Source organism: Psychrobacter aestuarii (assembly GCF_904846035.1).
Lineage (GTDB): Bacteria > Pseudomonadota > Gammaproteobacteria > Pseudomonadales > Moraxellaceae > Psychrobacter > Psychrobacter aestuarii.
The window spans coordinates 2,006,843-2,026,767 of record NZ_CAJGYT010000001.1 but is presented as its reverse complement, the minus strand read 5'-3'; the positions used below and the strand labels follow the sequence as shown (position 1 = coordinate 2,026,767).

Genomic DNA, 19,925 nt, shown 5'->3' with positions numbered 1-19,925 from the left:
CCATATCATCCTGGCTGTGTAACTGGTGGTACGGCTATTTTTAAACTCTTCCAAAAGCATTGACAATTTTTTGGATTTTGGTTCATTTGAGACATATTGAAATGGGGTGCTGGCTCCATGCCAACCACAGCGGGCACACCGAGTGCTTGTGCTTTTGCAACGTCCTTTGGCTTGTTATAATGCGGAGCAGAACCCTCAGAATCGGGGCGGTAACCTATAGTGCCTTTAACAGGATTACATGGTGGACAACAATTACCCGAAGTACAAGGATTATCAGTAGCTGATTTTGCTTTCGCTTTCGCTAATTGTTCTTCTGTAGGATGAAAGGTTGCATCACCCATCGTTGTCGGCGTTATAGCTTGCCAAATAACTTCTGGCACACCACGTCCAACCCTCCCAGCCGTTTTCGCAGCGTTTGCAATACTAACTTCTAACCCCAAAGGATCCACCCAACCTGTGGGAGTTGGTGCATACTGGAACACATTATTACCGCCCATGAGCTCTATCGAATCACGCGTGGTAAACATCCCCATATCAGGGTCATAATATCTAAAACGGTTATAGTGTAGTCCCGTTTCCTCGTCAAAGTGCTGACCTTGGAACCTGATAGGTTGTAGCTCATTTTGACTGACTTGTATATTACCAATCATTTGCTCGTGACAAATAACCTTTGCAGTATTTCCCCAAGCCTCATAATCAGCCAGCCAAACTACCTCGCCCTTCTCATTAGTCAGCTCATTTGGCGTACCGAGTTGATCGTTATGATAATGATAGACTCGTATTGCGCTGCTATCTTGTTCGTGATTTATTTGATTAAAATCATCATTAGCCACTTTTGACAGGTCATCACGCAACCACATCAATCTAGCAACAGGAACAAAGCTGCCCTGATCATAGACAGTGGTATAGACCTGACGGTTACTGTACGCTTGTATCGGTAAATCCCCATCCCAAAGTATATATTCGTATTGGGTTGTACTGACCTGTGCTGACTGCTCTTTATTCTGCGTACGGCTGTTAACTTCACTGTACTTAGTGATACGCCGTCCAAAGGCATCATAGTAATAAGTGGTTTGGGTTTCAGTGATTTGCGTATTTTTGTGCTCTATACGGACGCTTCTTTTTAGCTCATTATTAGCATTGTAGTGTAGTTGTAGGTCTACACTTGATGCGGCATCAGTGGCGTTAATAGATGTTATTGCCTTGTGATGTACTCGACCATGCGTGTCGTAGACATAGCGAATACGCTGGTTATTCTGAATCAGCTCACTTGGTCTGCCATGATGGGCGAATGCTTTTTCTGCTATATCATCTACTGTTTGTACTGATACACGGTTACTGGCTGGATCAAAAGCAAAATGTTCAATAGTGGCTTGCTCGTTATAACTATTGTTGAATTTATGCTCAGTGAGACGTCCGAGCACATCATACTGATATTGGTGATGACGAGTGAAGGTGTTTAGCAGTTCATAGTCATCACTGTCTTTGTTAGGGTGGATATCATTCAGCTGACGAACCATGCTCTGACCTGTTAGCTGAGTGAGCTGTCCTGCGTCATAGCGATACTGACGTTGTATGACGGTATGTCCGTCATACATACTGGACTGCTCAAGTAGTCTTCCCATAGTGTCATAGTGATAGTGACTATCGAGCACACCCTGCTGACGACTGACCTCAAGATGCAGTTTGTTGCGCTCACTATGCCGCAGCTCTATATGCTGATCAGCATTGGGGTCAAACAGACTTTGATTGTACAAATGACCTGAGCCGTAGTAGAGCTGATTGATTTCTTTACCGTCTGGCAAAATGGTTTTTATACGGTTGCCAACTTCATCATAATGATGCTGTAGCTCAAGATTATATTTCTGTTCGATACCATCGATAGGTAGCCAGCTTGACTGCTTTTCCTTAATCAATTGAACATTGGCATCATAGGTTAGGCTGATTTGGCTGTGCTCGTTTGTTGCCGTAAGTAGCTGTCCTAGTTTATTGAAGGTATAGTCCGTGCGTTCGGTCTGGTCTCCACTACTGCTACTTTGGTAGCGCAGTTGACCGAGTAGGTCGCGTTCATAAACGATGCGGCGTTGCTGTGCCGTTGATTGTTGGGTATTGTCTGTTTGGGTAGTTAAATGACCTAATGCGTCATAAGTATAACGACTCTGATAACTATCAAAGCGCGTTTCTGCTATAAGATTGTCGCCTTTGTCATAGCTAAAGTACCAATACTCATTGTTTTCATTGGTCAGCTCGTACAGACGACGATAGCTATCATAAGCATAAGTGAGACTATACCCTGCCTCATTGGTTTGCTTGCTTAATAGTCCATCTATGTCATAATCAAACGTCATACCCTCTTTAGCATTATTGGCAGACCGCTTAGTGACTTGACCCAGATCGTTATATTGCATTTGCACAGTATTACCATCAGGATAGTCAACTTGACGCACAAGGCTATCCAGCCAAGGTTTGCTATCATCGTAGTGATATCGCGTACTTTGTCCTTCCGCATTGACAACCTGTGCTATACGCTGCTGCTCATCGTAGACATATTCAGTGCTATAACCGCTACAGTCTGTTTGACGTACCAGATTACCACTATCATCAAATTCAAACTTAAAGCGGCTACCGTTTGCCAGTACCTTTTCTATGATATTGCCTTTATCGTCATAGCTGTACTTAGTGGCATGCTTTAAAGGATTGATAGTTTCGGTTAGTTGCGCTTTATCGTTATAAAAAAAGCGCTGCGTATTGCCCAAAGCATCTTTATAGGCGACAAGCTGATTGCCGACATACTTATAGTGAACGGCGCTATATTCTGCCTTGCCTGTATGAGCATCACGCCCGATAAGTTCTTTTTTGCTGATCAGCTTATCGTCTTCATATCCTCTTACCTAAAATAATCATCTAATAGAATTTTCCTATAACACAATCCCATTTCTTCATTATTATATTCTATATTATTTTCGTATATATTAATTACATACTTACAAAAACCCTTTTTATCTAAATAAAAATATGAATTTGTATTTAATTTTATATTATAATCACTATCTTTTGCTATAGCCGCTATCAAAACACCGTCTTTCTTATTGTAAGAAAAAATATCTAAATTTAATATATCTGAATAACTATCTTTAGGTTTTATATCTATGTATCCATATGTCATTTCATCGGATTCTTCTATATCTGGTTCTGATTTATTATTACTGTTTATTTCTGTAATATACAATCTTATATCATGGCTAGTATCATTATTAATAATAATTTTCGGATTCATAAAATTAATATAAATCACACAAACTAAAAAAATTATAGCGAGTACAATTAACAACTTTACCCTATTCATAAAACCTCTTTTATCCCTCTTAAAACACTCTCTATACTAACTTCCTGTATCTGCTCTCTTTGCTAAGAACATAAAAAGAATACTACCAAAGAACCAGAATAAGGCTATCAATAAAGATATAACATTTAGAACTAACCATTGATAATGATACTTAATTAGTACAAGTGTATTTTTTTCGTCTAAGTTATTATGCATCGTACCAGCACCATTTTTAAACATAGGAAAGTATCCTTTTTTTCTGTATATTAACTGATATTGAATAATATATAGGGATTGCGATGAAGTTCATAAATAACATTTCATACATATTCAACTTTCCTTTATAATATTCTTCACTACCATAAAGGTACTTGCATAAAGGCTTTAAATTACGATGGGTGTATCGAATAACTAGTTGCTGTGAAATCATCCATAAAACTATACCTATTATAAAAATAAGAGTACCAATATCTGCTAATAAGTCATAAGTCATAGACTATTTACCTTATCTCCAAGCCTTTCTCCAAAGAATGCTCCAGCTTCACCACCCCAATACCCTCCAGCTACCCCCCCCCTCACCAGCTGCTCCAACACCAATAACTATCAAGCCTACGCCGCCTGTACTAGCGCCTATTAAAACAGTAGCCAAAGCTGCCCCAGCAGTTCCATATGCTAAACTTTATTTCGGTATTGCTATCTCCGTCATAAATGTTTTGCAATCATTACTGTCTTCATAGTTTCTAATAAAGCTAACGCTTTTCTGTAATATTATTCTACTTTTTAGCCAACCAAATAAACAAACTACTGCCAACAAACCAGAAAACCATTAATGAAAAAGTTAAAAATGAACCAATAACTAGCTTTTTGTGTTGCTTGTACATTTTAAGTGCACTTTTGTCACTAAGTGCAGGATACCAAGCTAGTTGCGGTATTTTAAACGAACCATATTTTTTATATTTCAAATGATAATTCATGTAAATACTAGCCATGGCGATGATAAAAAAAATGAATATCATACCCATCCATTTTTTTATCATAATACGTTTCATCTGAGTACAAAATATAGGATATATCTTTCTTATTTCTTCTAAAATAAACAATGCACAATTGATATGTAATCATCCAACTAAGCATTCCTCCTATAAAAATAAAAATAGCAATCAGTTCTAAAGTATCTTTTTGATTCATCATATTCTCTTATTAATAAATTCAGCAGCATCTTCACCTAACCCCGCTCCATATAAACCGCCTGCGATCCCCGCTCCAGCAGCCACTACTCCAACTAGAATAAAGCCTACACCGAAAGTTCCAATACCAAATGCACCTGCGGCTAACATTACTGCTCCTGATCCAATACCTGCTCCACCTAGACTTCCTTCTAGCTTTAAGGTTTCTTTAATGATAGTTTTCTGAGTATGACTGCTATCTCCTGTACCATATGCATCTTTTATGTTCATAGTTGCATCAGCAACGCTAACAGCCACAAGCAAATTACCGCCTACTTTTGTAAACTTATCCCCCCCTTATATGTAGGAGAGCGCGCATAGATATTTTTCTTTATCTGTCGTCTTAGCTTATCTGTCTGTACTCCCGCATTGTATTTAAAATAACTTTGTGCAAATGAATTATCAAAATTTTTGAATAGCTTACTATATTTCTGCTTAAATAATTTGAAGTTTTTAGGGTTAGCCAATTTAGTCTTCTTAGACTTCTCGTAATCCATAGCCTTAACAATTTTGGAATATGCTTCTGTTACCTTCTTATTACTCACTTCATTGAAAGTGACGATTCCTTGGGAAGTTCCTGCTGCAACAGCAGCATAGTTAACACCATCTGAAGGTTTTTTCTGATTTTTAGGTTTTTCCGTTAGTGCCACGTATTCTGAACTTGATAACACATCATGTAAAAAATCTATATTTCTTGCGAACCTTTCACCTTCAAAACCAAATTCTTTTTTTGTTTTATCGAACTCAATCTTTTCCTTTTTAACATCCTTTTTCATTTCTGCTAACTCTTTATTTTTATCGTTTGAAGAGTTAGATATAATAACAAAATCTCCAGGATAGAGATTAAGAATAGGATTTCCTTTTAAATGTGGATTATTCTTCCTAAAGTTAACTTCTTCTACATTTTTACGATAATGATGTTGATATATTCTTGTTAGAAAATCATGTAGCGTCTCCTGTTCCTCTATGATCATCCATCCAACTTCTGTATCATCTACTTCAACTATTTTATTATTTTTCGGATCATTTAATGATTGACTCTCAGATAACTTCAAGGGATAAACACTGCATCGTCCCGTTTTAGACAAGCGCTTAGCCGTAACTTTCTTAACTAAATCACCTGAGCTATCTCTAATATAATACGCTATTTCTTCTACCTCACGATTGGATAACTTCTGTATTTGAGATAATCCATTCGCATCGAAGCTCAAATCTTTTTTATCAATAGGTGGCGTTTTACCTTCTGGTTTTGAGTATAAATTTTTATAGGTAACGATCAGATCATATTTCACTGAACTCATATCAATGACTGTAGATGATGTTAATTTAAGTCTGGTATAGTAATTGGACATTTTATTCTTCAACCTCTGTATCATTTTCATCTGGTTCTATGGCTTCATCGACTTCGTTGGTAATCACATGTAGTACATAATTTTTCGATTCATCATCTACAATAAGTTTTAGCTTACCTTCGTAGTCAGTTGTACATACCTCGGTCGAACCATCAGGCTTGATAAGCAGACACTTAGTAAAAGGTAGTGGTTCATCATCTTGGTTTTTAACAATATAACGAAGATAGAAGTCTAAGTTTTCGGGTAATTTCGCTCTTGGTAAGAACACATTAGAAGAGCCCCCACCACCCCCACTCCCCCAATCTACCTTACTCGCCTTATAGCCTGCTTGGCTTGGCGTAATCAAGGTCACATCGCCGCCTGACATCTCAATGCCACTACCTGCCGCTTTAAGGGTCAAGGTATCAGACGCGATGATGTCGATACTGCTGCGGCTATGAATACGTAGGGTCTGCTCACTGTCTAGGCGCATCTCGTTTTGATGCGCTTGGATGACCATATCGCCATGAGCGGCGGTGTGCGTCTGGGCTTTGTTGCTGTAGTACTGTACATTGCCCGCGACCAGATGATTGATCTGCGATTGGCTGTGGTGATGCGTATGCGCTGTGGCATGACTGTGCGTGTTTTGCATGCTGGTCTGCTGGCGGTGCTGCCCTGTAAAGATACCCATATCATGCTGGGCATGTATCAGGATATGCGGCTGTTGCCATGCACCTGCATCATTCAAGGCATTGTCGGTACTGTCTTTACTGACCTTTGCATAGGGGGTTTCGCCGTCTTCCATGGGTGGTTCACTGTTGTCTTTTAGTCCAACAGGGTGATGGGTACTTGCTAGGGTGGCGTAGGCTTGTTGCTGCTGGTCGGCGGTTTGTAGCTGGCTGTGGCTTTGATGGCTCATGTGCCCTTTGCTATTGTCGCTACTGATATAGATACCTGTACTGCCTTGTAGACTGCCTGCCGCTTGGGTTTCGATGCTGATACCTTGTCCACGCGCTTGACCTCGGGTGTGGTCGGTCTGCTGATACAGTTGCCCAAGGTTCATGCTGCTGTGATGGCTACTACTGTAGAGACTGATTTGTTCACTGCCGCTATACAGGTCGAACATCAGCTGGTTGTAGCCGTTGGTGCTGCTGTCTTTGGTAGCGTCCCCTGTACGGCTGCTATCGATACTTTGGGTCTTGATACCGTCGATAGGATGATTGTGACTTTGGTTTATAAACCATGTGGGGCTGGTGGCGTCAATGGCATCGCTGTCACTGGTGATGCTGTTGTGCTGAGCATCAGGGTTGCCTTGACCATTGTGCGTGCTGCCGACGATGACAGGGTGAGTAATGTCACCACCGATAAAGTCGATTAAGACGTGCTGACCGTGACGTAGTGGGTGCGTCTGCCCCATGTGGTCAGCAACCAGATGGCTTGCGATCACAACAAGTAATATCACCCGCTCCCAAATCTAATAATATTCATTTTCTATATCTTTATAAACCTTCAGTGCCGCTACTAGTTTTAGTGTCTCATTAGAAAATCGGGATATTAACGATATACCTATTATGACTATTTATACAAAAATACTGGCGTCTTGATAATAATTCTAAATCTTAAAGCTAACCAGTGCGTTTAATTTTAAAAATTCTTTAACAGATAAAGATAAAAACATCATACTCAATGCAATCATGGATAGAGAAATAACGAAAGATACTAAAGAGTTCTGATTATTATTTAACATAATTTTTGCTGACACTTGAGGATGACCACCAAACAAACCAGCAATTATAATGGGTACTGATAAACATAACATTACAATCATACTCAAACCTAGCCCTGAGTTGAACGATGATTTTTTCAAACCTTTAATCCAAAAATCTATCATAAAAACAAAGCTACCATTACTATCAATTTTAATAGAGTTCTTAATTATTTCTTTATATATATTTATATTTTTATAAGATATATATATATCCAGAAAAAACAAGGAAAAGTAAAATACTATTAACACAATAGCAAGAATTTTTAATGAAATTTTAAACCCTGTTTCTATAAGAAAAACTCCTCCAATATAATAAAAAAGCAGAGAGGTACATAATGTACCAATAAAAGAACCTATGAAAAATCTATAAGTTTTATACATATACCATGTAGTAGGAATGACAGTATACATCAAAAAAAAAGACAGTATGAAAACTGTCCAAAACTGACTTATTTCCAATAAATAATGAGCAAAGGCGAGTGACCATGATGCGATTAATACAACTGCGGGAATACTTATTTTCCCAATAAAGTGCATATAAAGTTTTTCTGGAAATTCATTTATATCAGGTAGTCGACATAACATATTTTTCAAAATAGCTCTCCAAAATTAATAACCAGCTTCATCTATATATTTTTTAGCTTTATCAGTAATTGCAAATTTCCTATCTACAAACTCAAGTGAAAACGAAACTGCAATGACAGTAACAGCACCTATTGCAACTATGGCAATAGCTGGTGCAGCTGCCGTCATGGTTGCAATTGCTAAGCCTCCCATTACTACACCAGCTGCGGTCGCGACGACTCCTTTGATTGCACTACTCCCTAACCCTATCCATAAATCTGACCAATTATTGAATGGATCGTCTGTAGTAAGCCATTCTGCTATCTCAAAATAAGCAACTATACCAAACCCTATACCTCCTAGACTCTTACCAGCCGTAGATGCAGTAGTTTTGACTGCCGCTCCTACTCCCGCTGTAGATGCAGCAATATACACGCTAGATGCAGAAGCAATCATTCCTACCTTCATATTATTTATACCATATCTTGTACCTTTTAAAAAACTTCTCAAGCCAGAATAGCCTTTAAAGATAATCATATTGCTTCCAGTTTTAGATTTTTTAATATAGAATTTTAGAACTTCTTTTTTTTCCTTACCGACTTTAAGCTTTTTGAGCGAATCATATATAAAACCTCTATTATTTTCTTTTAAAGCATTCTGCGCTTCTCCTAATGTAGGCAACACAACTCCATCAAACATTATCGAGCTAAATATAGTATTAGCAATTTTTACCAAGTCATTAGTATTACCTTTGCTCTCCCTATCGAATTCGTAAAACCCTTCATTAATTTCTTCCTTAGTTGCAAAATGCCACATCATAACTTCAGTATTTACAATACTATCAGAAGATATTTTTTGTCTTGTTACACTGTTTGATTTATTATTTAAGCAGAATACCAAAGACTTATTATTTTTATTAGGATCAAGCGAACCTAAAGGAAACTTAGATATCAGTTTTCCTGATTTCTTTAATAATAAATTACCATTATATTTCTTAGGTATATATACATTTCTAAGCGTATTGTCCTGAAATGTTACCTTTCTTGTCTCTGCAATATCATGATCGTACAAGACTCCTTTGTCCTCTCTCTCTATTGTATAGCTCGCACCCTTTTGTATATTTATATCTAGTAAAACCTTACGATACTCTCTTAAGTCCTTTAACTTAGTTATAGATTCTTTTTCTAGTTCTTCAGTATTTCCTGATGCTACTGCAATTTTATGCAGCCTATACGCCTTATCTGATCCTATAGGTATTAATCTTAGATTAAACTCTGGATGTACTAATTTAGTTTTTGGAGGTATAGCCTTTATATGTACATCATGTGTTTTATTTTTTGACATATCATCAAATATCTCTTTATTCTTTCCTGTCAATATCGATGAAGAAATATATTTAGACTCTCCATTTTTACACTTTCCATGCACAGAAAAACTTCTTTTCTTACTGTCTTTAAAGGTAATAATATAACCCCAATTTAAAGCCTTTCCGTTACTATCTACTAATTTCATCTTAAAATAGTGATTTTCAACTATTACATTGATAATAGGTTTATTCTTATTTGAGGTAACAAAAGCAACTCCATCTATAAATATTGACTGCCATTTATTCTCAGCAATATTCTTCATTTCTATATATATTTTCTCATTATCTCTAACATTTATATATTCTGTCCTACCATACTTATCTAAAACTACAGAAGATTTAGAAGGAGATATGACTTCTTTTCTAGCGTTCTTTAATCTATAAGCACCACCATCGAATCCAAAGCGTCCATTAGGATTTTTATAGTTAATCTGACATCTCATTTTTATCATTTGACTGCTCACTTCTCACCTACTCTAGTAATTTCAACGCCACTTAAAAGTTCAATATCAAAATGAACAGCTACTTCTTCTGGCTGCTTAGTTTGGAATTGCTGTGTTTTTCCTTCTGCATTGGTAATACCTTCTGTTACATCTCCGTTATCGAACATTGCAATATATCGAACTTTTTCTCTCGGCTTATTGCTTGCATCTAAGAGCTGAAACTGTGTTGTATATAAAGGTTCATCTGCTATTTCTGCTTGCGCTAGATAAATTTGACTACCATTACCTCCACCCCCACTCCCCCAATCTACCTTACTCGCCTTATAGCCTGCTTGGCTTGGCGTAATCAAGGTCACATCGCCGCCTGACATCTCAATGCCACTACCTGCCGCTTTAAGGGTCAAGGTATCAGACGCGATGATGTCGATACTGCTGCGGCTATGAATACGTAGGGTCTGCTCACTGTCTAGGCGCATCTCGTTTTGATGCGCTTGGATGACCATATCGCCATGAGCGGCGGTGTGCGTCTGGGCTTTGTTGCTGTAGTACTGTACATTGCCCGCGACCAGATGATTGATCTGCGATTGGCTGTGGTGATGCGTATGCGCTGTGGCATGACTGTGCGTGTTTGCATGCTGGTCTGCTGGCGGTGCTGCCCTGTAAAGATACCCATATCATGCTGGGCATGTATCAGGATATGCGGCTGTTGCCATGCACCTGCATCATTCAAGGCATTGTCGGTACTGTCTTTACTGACCTTTGCATAGGGGGTTTCGCCGTCTTCCATGGGTGGTTCACTGTTGTCTTTTAGTCCAACAGGGTGATGGGTACTTGCTAGGGTGGCGTAGGCTTGTTGCTGCTGGTCGGCGGTTTGTAGCTGGCTGTGGCTTTGATGGCTCATGTGCCCTTTGCTATTGTCGCTACTGATATAGATACCTGTACTGCCTTGTAGACTGCCTGCCGCTTGGGTTTCGATGCTGATACCTTGTCCACGCGCTTGACCTCGGGTGTGGTCGGTCTGCTGATACAGTTGCCCAAGGTTCATGCTGTGATGGCTACTACTGTAGAGACTGATTTGTTCACTGCCGCTATACAGGTCGAACATCAGCTGGTTGTAGCCGTTGGTGCTGCTGTCTTTGGTAGCGTCCCCTGTACGGCTGCTATCGATACTTTGGGTCTTGATACCGTCGATAGGATGATTGTGACTTTGGTTTATAAACCATGTGGGGCTGGTGGCGTCAATGGCATCGCTGTCACTGGTGATGCTGTTGTGCTGAGCATCAGGGTTGCCTTGACCATTGTGCGTGCTGCCGACGATGACAGGGTGAGTAATGTCACCACCGATAAAGTCGATTAAGACGTGCTGACCGTGACGCAATGGGTGCGTCTGTCCCATGTGGTCAGCGACCAGATGGCTTGCGATGGGTACCCACTGTGCGCTGTCGTCCATGCTCATGTCGTCTTCGTGCTGCCAGTGGTAGCGGATATGGGCGCGGTGATTGCGATCGGTGGTGATACCTTGGTTGCCCTCTGCGATGATGCTGGCGCTCATGAGTCCATGCAGGCTCGGATGCGCTTGCCCTAAACGGGTGAGCTGCTGCCCGTAGGGAATGTGATGGTGATACGGGTGCGGCTGATAGTGCGCGATGAGGTGATGGGTGTGGTCGGTCTTAGCGAGCTTGGCCTTGCCGCGCTGTTTGGGCTGCAAGGTAGTCGGGTCGATATACGATTGCCCGAGCCATTCTACAGGTAGGTGGTTGTCTATCTTATGACAAATGGCGCTGATACTAATAGGCTCGGTGACAAAGGGGTTGCCTGCTACGTGATAGCTGTGCGGCAGTTGTAAATGACGAATATTGCCTTGTAGCTCGCCTTGATAAGCGCGCTGCTCATAATAGTATTGCTGGCGCTGTGCCAATTGCTCAAGGGCGTCGCTGTCCATGTGGGTATGGCTGTGCAGATAGCGTTGATGCGCGCTGTCTTGTTTGGTGTCGCTTTGATGACTGCCGCTATAGCGGTCACGCAGGCGATTGTCATAACGGTGCAGGTGCGTTTCTTTAACATGACCGCTGGTTTGCGGACGTAGCATGGTGATGCGGTCTTGGGTGTCTGCCATGCTTGCAGGGTTTTGGCTTAGGGTATCGATGATGTCATCGCCATCAGGGTGCAAGGCTTTGTCATCGTGACGCACGAGCACGAGGATATGCGCGCTATCGCTATGCTCGTAGTAGCCTGTGATACCAAAGCGCTGTAGATGCTGCTGCAAGTAGGCAAGGTCGGTTTGGTTGTACTGGACGCTGTGCTGTATGTGACAGTCTTTGAGCGCGTCGCTCATTGTTATGTCAAAGCCAAAGGGACTGACAATGTCCTCTACCAAGGCAGCCAAGCTTAGGTGGTGGTGACGGCGATTGTGCGCGCTCAGGCGCAATTGATACAAAGCAGGCTCAACCACGATGCGATAGGTTGCCATACCGCCATTACTGCCAAGGGCAATTGCCTCTGTGATGATACCGTGGCGTACTTGGTTGGGCGTGAGCATACTGCCTGTTTGCCAATGCAAAGACAGCGCCTGACCGATCCATGACGCGACCGACAGCCCTGCACGCTCATTGACCAGTGTGATGACATAACGATAGCCGCAAAATAGCGCCTCGGTACGCGCCTTGTAAGACAGTCGGCGTAGGTCTTGATGATAAGGACTGGGATAATGCTCAGGCGCAGGCAGCGCGGCAGTTTCTTGATACGCTGCATCAGGGATATCCGCCCCGAGCAAGCTTTCTAATAAGAACGCCTCACTGATGATACTTTGCGCCAGCTCTGTTTGTGCGCTACGCAGCTGTAGGTATCGATGCGCCTGTGTCCACACCATGATTGACTCCTATTGAATGACTTCACGTCATGAGCAGTGACCCATACATCACATCTTGGGTGTTTGCCTGCGTCTGATTTTTAAAGGATTAAAGTAATGCGTTGATTGGCTATGGTCTTTGGTCTTTGGTCTTTATTAATGACTTTTCTGTAGATAAAGACCATGACCGATGTAGATAGCGGCATCTGCTAGTCAATGCCGCTGTATGTTTTAATACTCATCATAAGCAGGGGCTGGCGGTGTGATACCAATCATATCCACCAATGAAGACATTTGCTGCTCGTCCTTAATGACCCGTGCCAGCCACTGATCCAGCGGCATATCCGCCCACTCAATCGCCCGCTTTAATAAAAAAGTCACAGGGCTGTGTGGCTCATTACGCGCAAAGTAGTCTTGAATTTGTGCCATCTGTGTCAGTGCGTGCTGTCGATTGGTAAGATGATCGCTGTGCTGAGGATTAAAGCCCGATACAGCAGGTTGCGGCTGCGCGATGGGTTGCCCCGCGTCTTCTACACCCTCACTGACTGCGCTCGCTGTCTCAGCTGCTGTCGCTGCCGATGCGTGCTCAGCAATCAATGGGCTAAGGTGCGCGTCTAGGGTTTCAAGCAGCTCGGTCACTGGCGCAAAGACAGGCGCATCCATACCCATCACATCATTTAACTGATCGGTCAGTACTTGCCAGCGGGTTTGAATGGTTTTTAACGCATCAAACAGTGTGGTCTGCCAATGCGGTGCGCTTTGGCGAATGGCTTGGTGATAGTCGCCGACACTCAGACCCGCCTCGACATCATGGTTTTGCTGACGCTGCTTGTCGTGCTCGCGCGCACTTAAAAAGTGATTGTAGTTATAACTGTGATGCGCGGCGTCCGATAGCGGCAGCTGACGTAAATTATCAATCATCGCTTTGACGAACCAAGACAGCAGACCTGCACGGATGTCCATGCTGTCATCATCATCGAGCGGTGGATACATCGCTGCCCAATACTGCGTATTGAGCGCGTTCAAAAAGGCAAGACCGTGATTAAGACCCGTTAAGTGATCGGTGTGACCGAGCGCATCCACGTACCACAGCGCAATTTTAAGATCTTTACTGGTCTCAGTGATCAAGCTTGCGCATTCTGATTTGACAAAATCCCAATCCGCCACGCGCAGCTCAGTTACCCAGTCCCCTTGTGCCAATGCTGGGTCGTCTTCGATGCGGGCAGCCGTGATGGCATCCAGTCTGGGGTCAAAACTTAAGTCCTCGCCTACGCCGTAGTCACTGGGCTCAATCGGTGTCAGTAGCGTCTCAATATCCGTTAATACCGTACGGCTCATGACAATGCCTCCTCTGACTCAGTAGCACTGCTATCCGCTTGTGCGCTTGATTGTGCCATTTGTGACAAAGGTACGACAGGCGTGGTGATTAACTCATAAACAAACCCATCCGCCTCATCAACGCTGATTGTGATGCGCTCAAGTGTGCCTTTAGTATCATCATGCGCGAGCAACTGACTGGCAAGCTGCGGCAATAAGGTATGGTTAATAATAGCGTCCGCGTTTCTCGCGCCCGAATCGACTTCATGACAACGTGACAAAATCACCTCAATCACTTCAGGATCAATCTGACACTCCACACCATAATTGGTATGGATACGCGCAACGATTTTATTTAATTTGATATCAATAATGGTTGCTAGCGCATCATCCGTTAGCGGATAAAAAGGAATGGTGGTCAAACGCCCTAAAAACGCAGGTTTAAAGTCTTTGTACAGCTGCGGATTGATCAGCTGTTTGAGCGCTTCGCTATCAGGCAATACATGCTCACTGTCGCCTGTGGTATTGAGGCACGCCTGCATGATGGTCGACGAGCCAACATTACTGGTCAGTAAAATCAAGGTGTTTTTAAAGTCAATGACGCGACCTTCGCTGTCTTCCATCACGCCTTTGTCAAACACTTGGTAAAACAAATCGAGCACATCAGGGTGCGCTTTTTCAACCTCATCGAGCAGCAATACGCTATAAGGACGACGGCGGACAGCTTCGGTCAACACGCCGCCTTCACCATAGCCCACATAGCCTGGGGGCGAGCCTTTTAGTGATGCCACGCTATGCGCTTCTTGGTATTCTGATAGGTTAATGGTAATCAGGTTCTGCGCACCGCCGTACAGCACTTCTGCCAAGGTATGCGCGGTTTGTGTTTTACCCACACCACTGGGACCGACCAATAAGAAAATCCCTTGTGGACGACTTGGGTCATCCAAGCGCGCTTTTGCGGTATGAATGCGTTTTACAATGGCATCTAAGGCGTGGTCTTGCCCAATCACTTGCTGCTGTAATATAGGCGCAAGCTTGAGCACACGCTCTTTTTCATCGCCCGCCATATCGTTAAGTGGAATGCCCGTCCAGTCAGAAATGACTTGTTTAATCACCACTTCATTCAATACCGCATGTACCAAGTGATAAGCGTCTTGCGCCTCTACTAAGGCTTGCTCGATTGATTGATATTCGGCTTGTTTGTCTAAACGCTCACTTGATGACAGCTCACCGCGCAGCTCAGCACTTAACGTGTCTAGCTGTTGATTGAGCGTTTGCTGGGTTTGCCACGCTGCGGTCATCGCGTCCGTGACTTTTTTATTTTCTTGACGTTCTTCATCAAGGGCAGCAATTTTTTGGCTCAGCTTTTCTTGTAGCTCGGTACTGCCCACACGTTTAAGCTGATCATCCAAATGTTGGATATGCAAAGTGAGATGTTTATCGGTGGCAAGGCGCTTATCAATCGCGTTTGGAATGGATGTTTTTGACAAGCTGACACGAGCGGCGGCGGTGTCGAGGACGCTGACCGCCTTATCAGGCAATTGACGCTCGCTAATATAACGCGCTGATAACTCGACAGCGGCGCGCAATGCGTCATCTTCGATGATGATGTCAAAATGCTGCTGCATCTTGGCGCTTAACCCACGAATCATGGCAATCGCGGTTTCGGTATCAGGCTCTTTGACCTGTACCACTTGAAAACGGCGGGACAATGCCGCGTCTTTTTCAAAGTATTTTTTATATTCTGACCATGTGGTCGCGGCAATCGTACGCAGCTCCCCACGTGCAAGCGCAGGCTTTAGCAAGTTTGCCGCATCGTTTTGCCCTGCCGCGCCGCCTGCCCCAATCAAGGTATGGGCTTCGTCAATGAATAAAATAATCGGCTGCGGCGACGACTGTACCGCTTCAATCACTTGTTTTAGGCGGTTTTCAAACTCGCCTTTGACGCTAGCACCTGCCTGTAAAAGTCCTAAATCCAAGGTATGTAATGCCACATCTTGCAGCTGTGCAGGCACATCTTTAGCGACGATTTTTTGTGCCAACCCTTCAACGACTGCCGTTTTACCCACGCCAGCTTCCCCTGTCAGTATAGGGTTGTTTTGACGGCGGCGGATAAGAATATCAATCAGTTGATGAATCTCAAATTCACGTCCAATAACAGGGTCGATTTTGCCTGCGCTTGCTTGAGCGGTTAAGTTATAGGTATATTGATCGAGCGCTGCCTGTGCGTCATTATTACCCGATTTAGTGGTGTCTACAGTTGCTGCTGGCTCAAACGCTTGCTGGCTGTCCTTGTTTACTGGCGCATCGGATTCGCCAGCGACTGATGCAGATTCCGTACTTTGTGCGCAGATTTTGTCGTAATCGTTCTTTAGCATTACCGCATCAATATAGCGCAGCGCTTCAGGCAGACCTGCCAAAAGTGGCTGATAGTCATCAAAATTTAAAATCACCAGCAGGATATGCCCTGATTTTACTTGTGCTTCTTGGGCACTGTGGTTCGTTTGCGTACTCGCCACTTGCCACGCGTCTTGTAATAGCGCCATCAAACGACTGCTAAAGACGACCGAGCTGTCAGGACTGACCGACCACGCCTCTAGCTGCTCTTGTAGCATAGCCAGCAGCTCAGGTTGATTGATGCTATTTTTATTTAAAATGGCAGCGACATCGTTATTTGGCGTGGCAACCAGCTCATAGAGCAGATGCAGAACATCGACCTCTTGATGCCCCATTTCGATACAGTGCTTTGCCGCTTGTTGCAGGCTTTGACGGCAGCTTGGACTGAGGCGCGTGATGACCGCTTTTAATTGGCTCATAATAGATATCCTAGGTAAATAATGGCTAAATAAACAGGGGTTTGCGTTAACAATAAGAACGAAACCAGCAGATAAAGTAAAAGGACACCGTCATCACCTTTATGCTGCAGGTAACAAATAGCGGGTATCGCGGTGATGCTCGGTCGCGGGTTTTGAACATAAGAAGTTGCCCTGACCCAGTCCGCCCAGACTGTTTTTATTGAGCTGTAAACCATGAATGTGCCTTTTGTGCAGCTCAAGGGTCATTTCAATGGCAAGCGTGATACCGCACCACTTACGCACAAAATCAACAATCACGCGGCACATATCGCCCGATGGTAGCAAACGCAGATACTCTTCTTCGTTAAGACGGTGGCATATCAGCCTGATTTTGCTGTCATACTGCACCACCCGCGAGCCACAAAAGGTGGACACACCGAGACTCGCATACTGCGTGCCCAGCGCCGTTTGCTCCTCGCTTGGCAAGTCAAACCACTCCGCAACGAACTGCTCTACCGTCACTTTAATATTTAAAAAACGTGATAGCGCGTGTGCGAGCTGTGCTGCCGTCAAGCGCCCTGGGGCAATCGTCCCTGCGTAAGCAATCAGGCTATCGGTTGTCGAGATTTTTTTAGGTTGGCGTGCAAGGCTGCGTAGGCTCAACAGATATTTATCATTTTGCGTGCCCATCTCATATTGCAGCGGCAAGTGATAAAACCAGCTGGCATCGACATACAGCTGGGTTAGACGGTGATTAAACAAATCCATAAAAGCAGCAGCAGCTTTGTCTTTGCCATGCTGCACACGCGAAGCCAAGTAATCGGTATATAGCGCGGGCATTGCCGACAAAGGACCTGTCAAACCAATGACACTGGGGCAAATATCTAAGCTCGGCTGATGGTTGTCCCACGACTCCTGCGGCTGCAAGGTCATGGATTCAATCTCAGCGAGTGGAAACGCGAGCGATAGTGAAGCGCGAAAATTCACCGTTATCGGCTGTTCACTACGGTTCACCGCTTGCTGAATCAAACGATAGGCTTGTACCAGCTCGTAGCGCTGTGGCTCAGCGAGTAGCGAGCCTAAATAAGAGGAGCAAAACCGCTGCGGGGCTGACATCGATAAATCTCCTCTTTGGTTACGGCATCTATAATCGCAATTTCCACAAAACTGTTTAGGCTGGCATGGTAGCCAAACACCACCGCCAATAAATGCGCAAACTGACGGATACTGACTTCTAAAAATGGCTCTTTTTGAATGCCAATATGAATGACGGTGCCGCGTATGAATCCTGGCTGTGGATAGCGCTGGATGCGCTTGGTTTTTACGCTCGTCTCTACCGAGACCAAACCATCAATCAGCTGTTTGTTGGCAGCAGTTTCAGGCGCATCAAACAGCGTTAGGTATTCTTTTAACAAGTCGGCATTCTGTGCGGACAGGGACAAAAAGTTTAAGCCCAATAAGGAGATTAAGCGCCAGCGTTCATCGCCTGTATAGTTGACACGGACCGTACGGGTCGGCTGCTTTAAAAATGCCAGACGGCTAAAGCCTGTCATGCTGTCACTAAACAAATCACCACGGCTTTGCCCAAAGAGCAGCTGCGATGGCAAATCACGATTGGTACAACGCAAGGTGGCACTCATCGTCAAAGTATTGGCGACGTCTTCAGCATGCTTATCAACAAACATAATCTGATATTCAAAGCCTTGATGAAACTCAGCCATATCTTTATCACGCTTAAGATGATAATAGCGCCCCGCCCCTTGCTGCTCATGGTGATTCAGACCATAAAACGGATAGTAACGATGCTGTAATAGCTGATGGTCGCGTTTTTTTGATGCGGTGACGGACGTCACATCAAATACTTCATGTTGATACAGCGCATTGGTATCAGGGACAAGGTCGTAATACACGCTCTGATGCGTAACTTGAATGGGCTTTGCCGCGCAGTCAAAGATATTGACCATTGGTGTGCAAAACAGCTTAAGACTGCCTGCGCTCAATTGCTGCAAGTTCTTTAGGCGAATCGAGTCTTTTTTATCAAATTTAAAAAAGCATTGTATCTCAAAGCCTTGAGAATCAATATCTTGCGCTGAGCACAGCGTATCAAGCTCTAGCCGCAAAAAGTTAAACTTTTCAGGAAAGTAAAAATACTCTTTTAATAACGTAGAGGCGGCATTACTGACATTGGTATCAGGCAGTATCTGCTGCTCAGGGTCAAAGCCCAGCAGCGTAAAAGGACTGCCTGTTTTATTGATATCACGGATGCCGCGAATACGCGTCTGCTCGACATCGCAGTACAATAAATCCCATAGGCTGGTGCCTTGACTGGCGTCATTATCGACGTATAAATCAATCGGATGCTGCATCAGACAAGTGGCATCAATATTGGGATTGGTCAGTGAGATTTTGATTTTGATACAGCCATTGAGATAGCTGCCTTTTGAGTATATCGGGTCTTTTAACGACTCAAAAACCACCTCATCAATGGCAATCGGCAATAGTGTCACGTCTTGGGTGGATTTGAACTGACAGACCGTACCTTTGATTTTTTGCGTGTTAAAACTGCTGTGGCGCGGGATACGTACACCGTTTGTGAGCGTACTGGCATGCACGCCTGTGGTAAATTGTGCGATGGACGTTGCGGGCAGTGGCTTTTGATAATCAGGATAGACCACTTGTAGCAAGGACTCGGTAAAATCCGCATACGAGTCATCGAGCTTTTTATTGATACGCGCACTGATGAGTGAGAACGCCTGAATCAGCCGCTCAATATGCGGGTCATCGACCGTATCTTGCCCCATCAATAAACGACTGGCAATTTTGGGATATTTTTTGGCAAACGCCTTTGACTGCTTGTTAAACAAGCTAAGCTCATGCTCAAAATAAGGCAGCAAACTGTCCATAATACCTCGGTAGCATCAGTAGCAGCACAATACGCTGAT

The 19,925-nt window shown here is 43.5% G+C and carries 14 protein-coding genes; all 14 read right to left on the bottom strand.

Annotated elements, in window-relative coordinates:
• Positions 1–5: 5 nt before the first annotated feature.
• Positions 6–2,756 carry an RHS repeat-associated core domain-containing protein gene (locus JMW05_RS08585; RefSeq protein WP_201504889.1) on the bottom strand — a complete coding sequence of 917 codons (2,751 nt, stop codon included), beginning with the start codon at positions 2,754–2,756 and terminating at the stop codon, positions 6–8.
• Positions 2,757–2,887: 131 nt separating this feature from the next.
• Positions 2,888–3,346, bottom strand: coding sequence for a hypothetical protein (locus tag JMW05_RS08580; protein ID WP_201504888.1), 459 nt, complete (start codon positions 3,344–3,346; stop codon positions 2,888–2,890).
• A gap of 960 nt (positions 3,347–4,306) precedes the next feature.
• Positions 4,307–4,516, bottom strand: a complete 210-nt coding sequence (locus JMW05_RS08575; RefSeq protein ID WP_201504887.1) for a hypothetical protein — start codon at positions 4,514–4,516, stop codon at positions 4,307–4,309.
• Entirely contained in the window at positions 4,513–4,815 is a 303-nt protein-coding gene (locus JMW05_RS08570) for a hypothetical protein (protein ID WP_201504886.1), read from the bottom strand. The genes JMW05_RS08575 and JMW05_RS08570 overlap by 4 nt, the downstream gene beginning before the upstream one ends.
• Before the next feature lie 8 nt (positions 4,816–4,823).
• Positions 4,824–5,852, bottom strand: coding sequence for a hypothetical protein (locus tag JMW05_RS08565; protein ID WP_201504885.1), 1,029 nt, complete (start codon positions 5,850–5,852; stop codon positions 4,824–4,826).
• 52 nt (positions 5,853–5,904) lie between these two features.
• A complete protein-coding gene (locus JMW05_RS08560) occupies positions 5,905–7,344 on the bottom strand; it encodes a DUF2345 domain-containing protein (RefSeq protein ID WP_201504884.1) in 1,440 nt (479 codons plus the stop codon).
• Between the two features lie 150 nt (positions 7,345–7,494).
• Positions 7,495–8,244, bottom strand: coding sequence for a hypothetical protein (locus JMW05_RS08555; protein ID WP_201504883.1), 750 nt, complete (start codon positions 8,242–8,244; stop codon positions 7,495–7,497).
• Positions 8,245–8,259: 15 nt separating this feature from the next.
• Positions 8,260–10,044 carry a hypothetical protein gene (locus JMW05_RS08550; RefSeq protein WP_201504882.1) on the bottom strand — a complete coding sequence of 595 codons (1,785 nt, stop codon included), beginning with the start codon at positions 10,042–10,044 and terminating at the stop codon, positions 8,260–8,262.
• A complete protein-coding gene (locus JMW05_RS08545; protein WP_227691565.1) occupies positions 10,041–10,592 on the bottom strand; it encodes a DUF2345 domain-containing protein in 552 nt (183 codons plus the stop codon). Before JMW05_RS08545 ends, JMW05_RS08550 begins: the two co-directional genes overlap by 4 nt.
• Positions 10,490–12,892, bottom strand: coding sequence for a type VI secretion system Vgr family protein (locus JMW05_RS08540; protein WP_201504880.1), 2,403 nt, complete (start codon positions 12,890–12,892; stop codon positions 10,490–10,492). Before JMW05_RS08540 ends, JMW05_RS08545 begins: the two co-directional genes overlap by 103 nt.
• 210 nt (positions 12,893–13,102) lie before the next feature.
• Positions 13,103–14,209: a type VI secretion system protein TssA gene (tssA, locus tag JMW05_RS08535; protein ID WP_201504879.1), complete on the bottom strand. Its 1,107-nt coding sequence runs from the start codon at positions 14,207–14,209 to the stop codon at positions 13,103–13,105.
• Positions 14,206–17,004 carry a type VI secretion system ATPase TssH gene (gene tssH / locus JMW05_RS08530; RefSeq protein ID WP_201504878.1) on the bottom strand — a complete coding sequence of 933 codons (2,799 nt, stop codon included), beginning with the start codon at positions 17,002–17,004 and terminating at the stop codon, positions 14,206–14,208. The genes tssA and tssH overlap by 4 nt, the downstream gene beginning before the upstream one ends.
• Positions 17,005–17,103: 99 nt before the next feature.
• Positions 17,104–18,099 (bottom strand): type VI secretion system baseplate subunit TssG, encoded by a 996-nt coding sequence (tssG, locus tag JMW05_RS08525; RefSeq protein WP_201504877.1) that lies wholly within the window; start codon positions 18,097–18,099, stop codon positions 17,104–17,106.
• Positions 18,063–19,886 carry a type VI secretion system baseplate subunit TssF gene (tssF, locus tag JMW05_RS08520; RefSeq protein ID WP_201504876.1) on the bottom strand — a complete coding sequence of 608 codons (1,824 nt, stop codon included), beginning with the start codon at positions 19,884–19,886 and terminating at the stop codon, positions 18,063–18,065. Before tssF ends, tssG begins: the two co-directional genes overlap by 37 nt.
• Positions 19,887–19,925: the final 39 nt, after the last annotated feature.

Bases quoted from the DNA above. Each gene is read 5' to 3' on its own strand.
- JMW05_RS08580 (WP_201504888.1), bottom strand. From the start codon at position 3,346: ATGAATAGGGTAAAGTTGTTAATTGTACTCGCTATAATTTTTTTAGTT.
- JMW05_RS08575 (WP_201504887.1), bottom strand. From the start codon at position 4,516: ATGATGAATCAAAAAGATACTTTAGAACTGATTGCTATTTTTATTTTT.
- JMW05_RS08565 (WP_201504885.1), bottom strand. From the start codon at position 5,852: ATGAGTTCAGTGAAATATGATCTGATCGTTACCTATAAAAATTTATAC.
- JMW05_RS08540 (WP_201504880.1), bottom strand. From the start codon at position 12,892: ATGGTGTGGACACAGGCGCATCGATACCTACAGCTGCGTAGCGCACAA.
- tssA (WP_201504879.1), bottom strand. From the start codon at position 14,209: ATGAGCCGTACGGTATTAACGGATATTGAGACGCTACTGACACCGATT.
- tssH (WP_201504878.1), bottom strand. From the start codon at position 17,004: ATGAGCCAATTAAAAGCGGTCATCACGCGCCTCAGTCCAAGCTGCCGT.
- tssG (WP_201504877.1), bottom strand. From the start codon at position 18,099: ATGTCAGCCCCGCAGCGGTTTTGCTCCTCTTATTTAGGCTCGCTACTC.
- tssF (WP_201504876.1), bottom strand. From the start codon at position 19,886: ATGGACAGTTTGCTGCCTTATTTTGAGCATGAGCTTAGCTTGTTTAAC.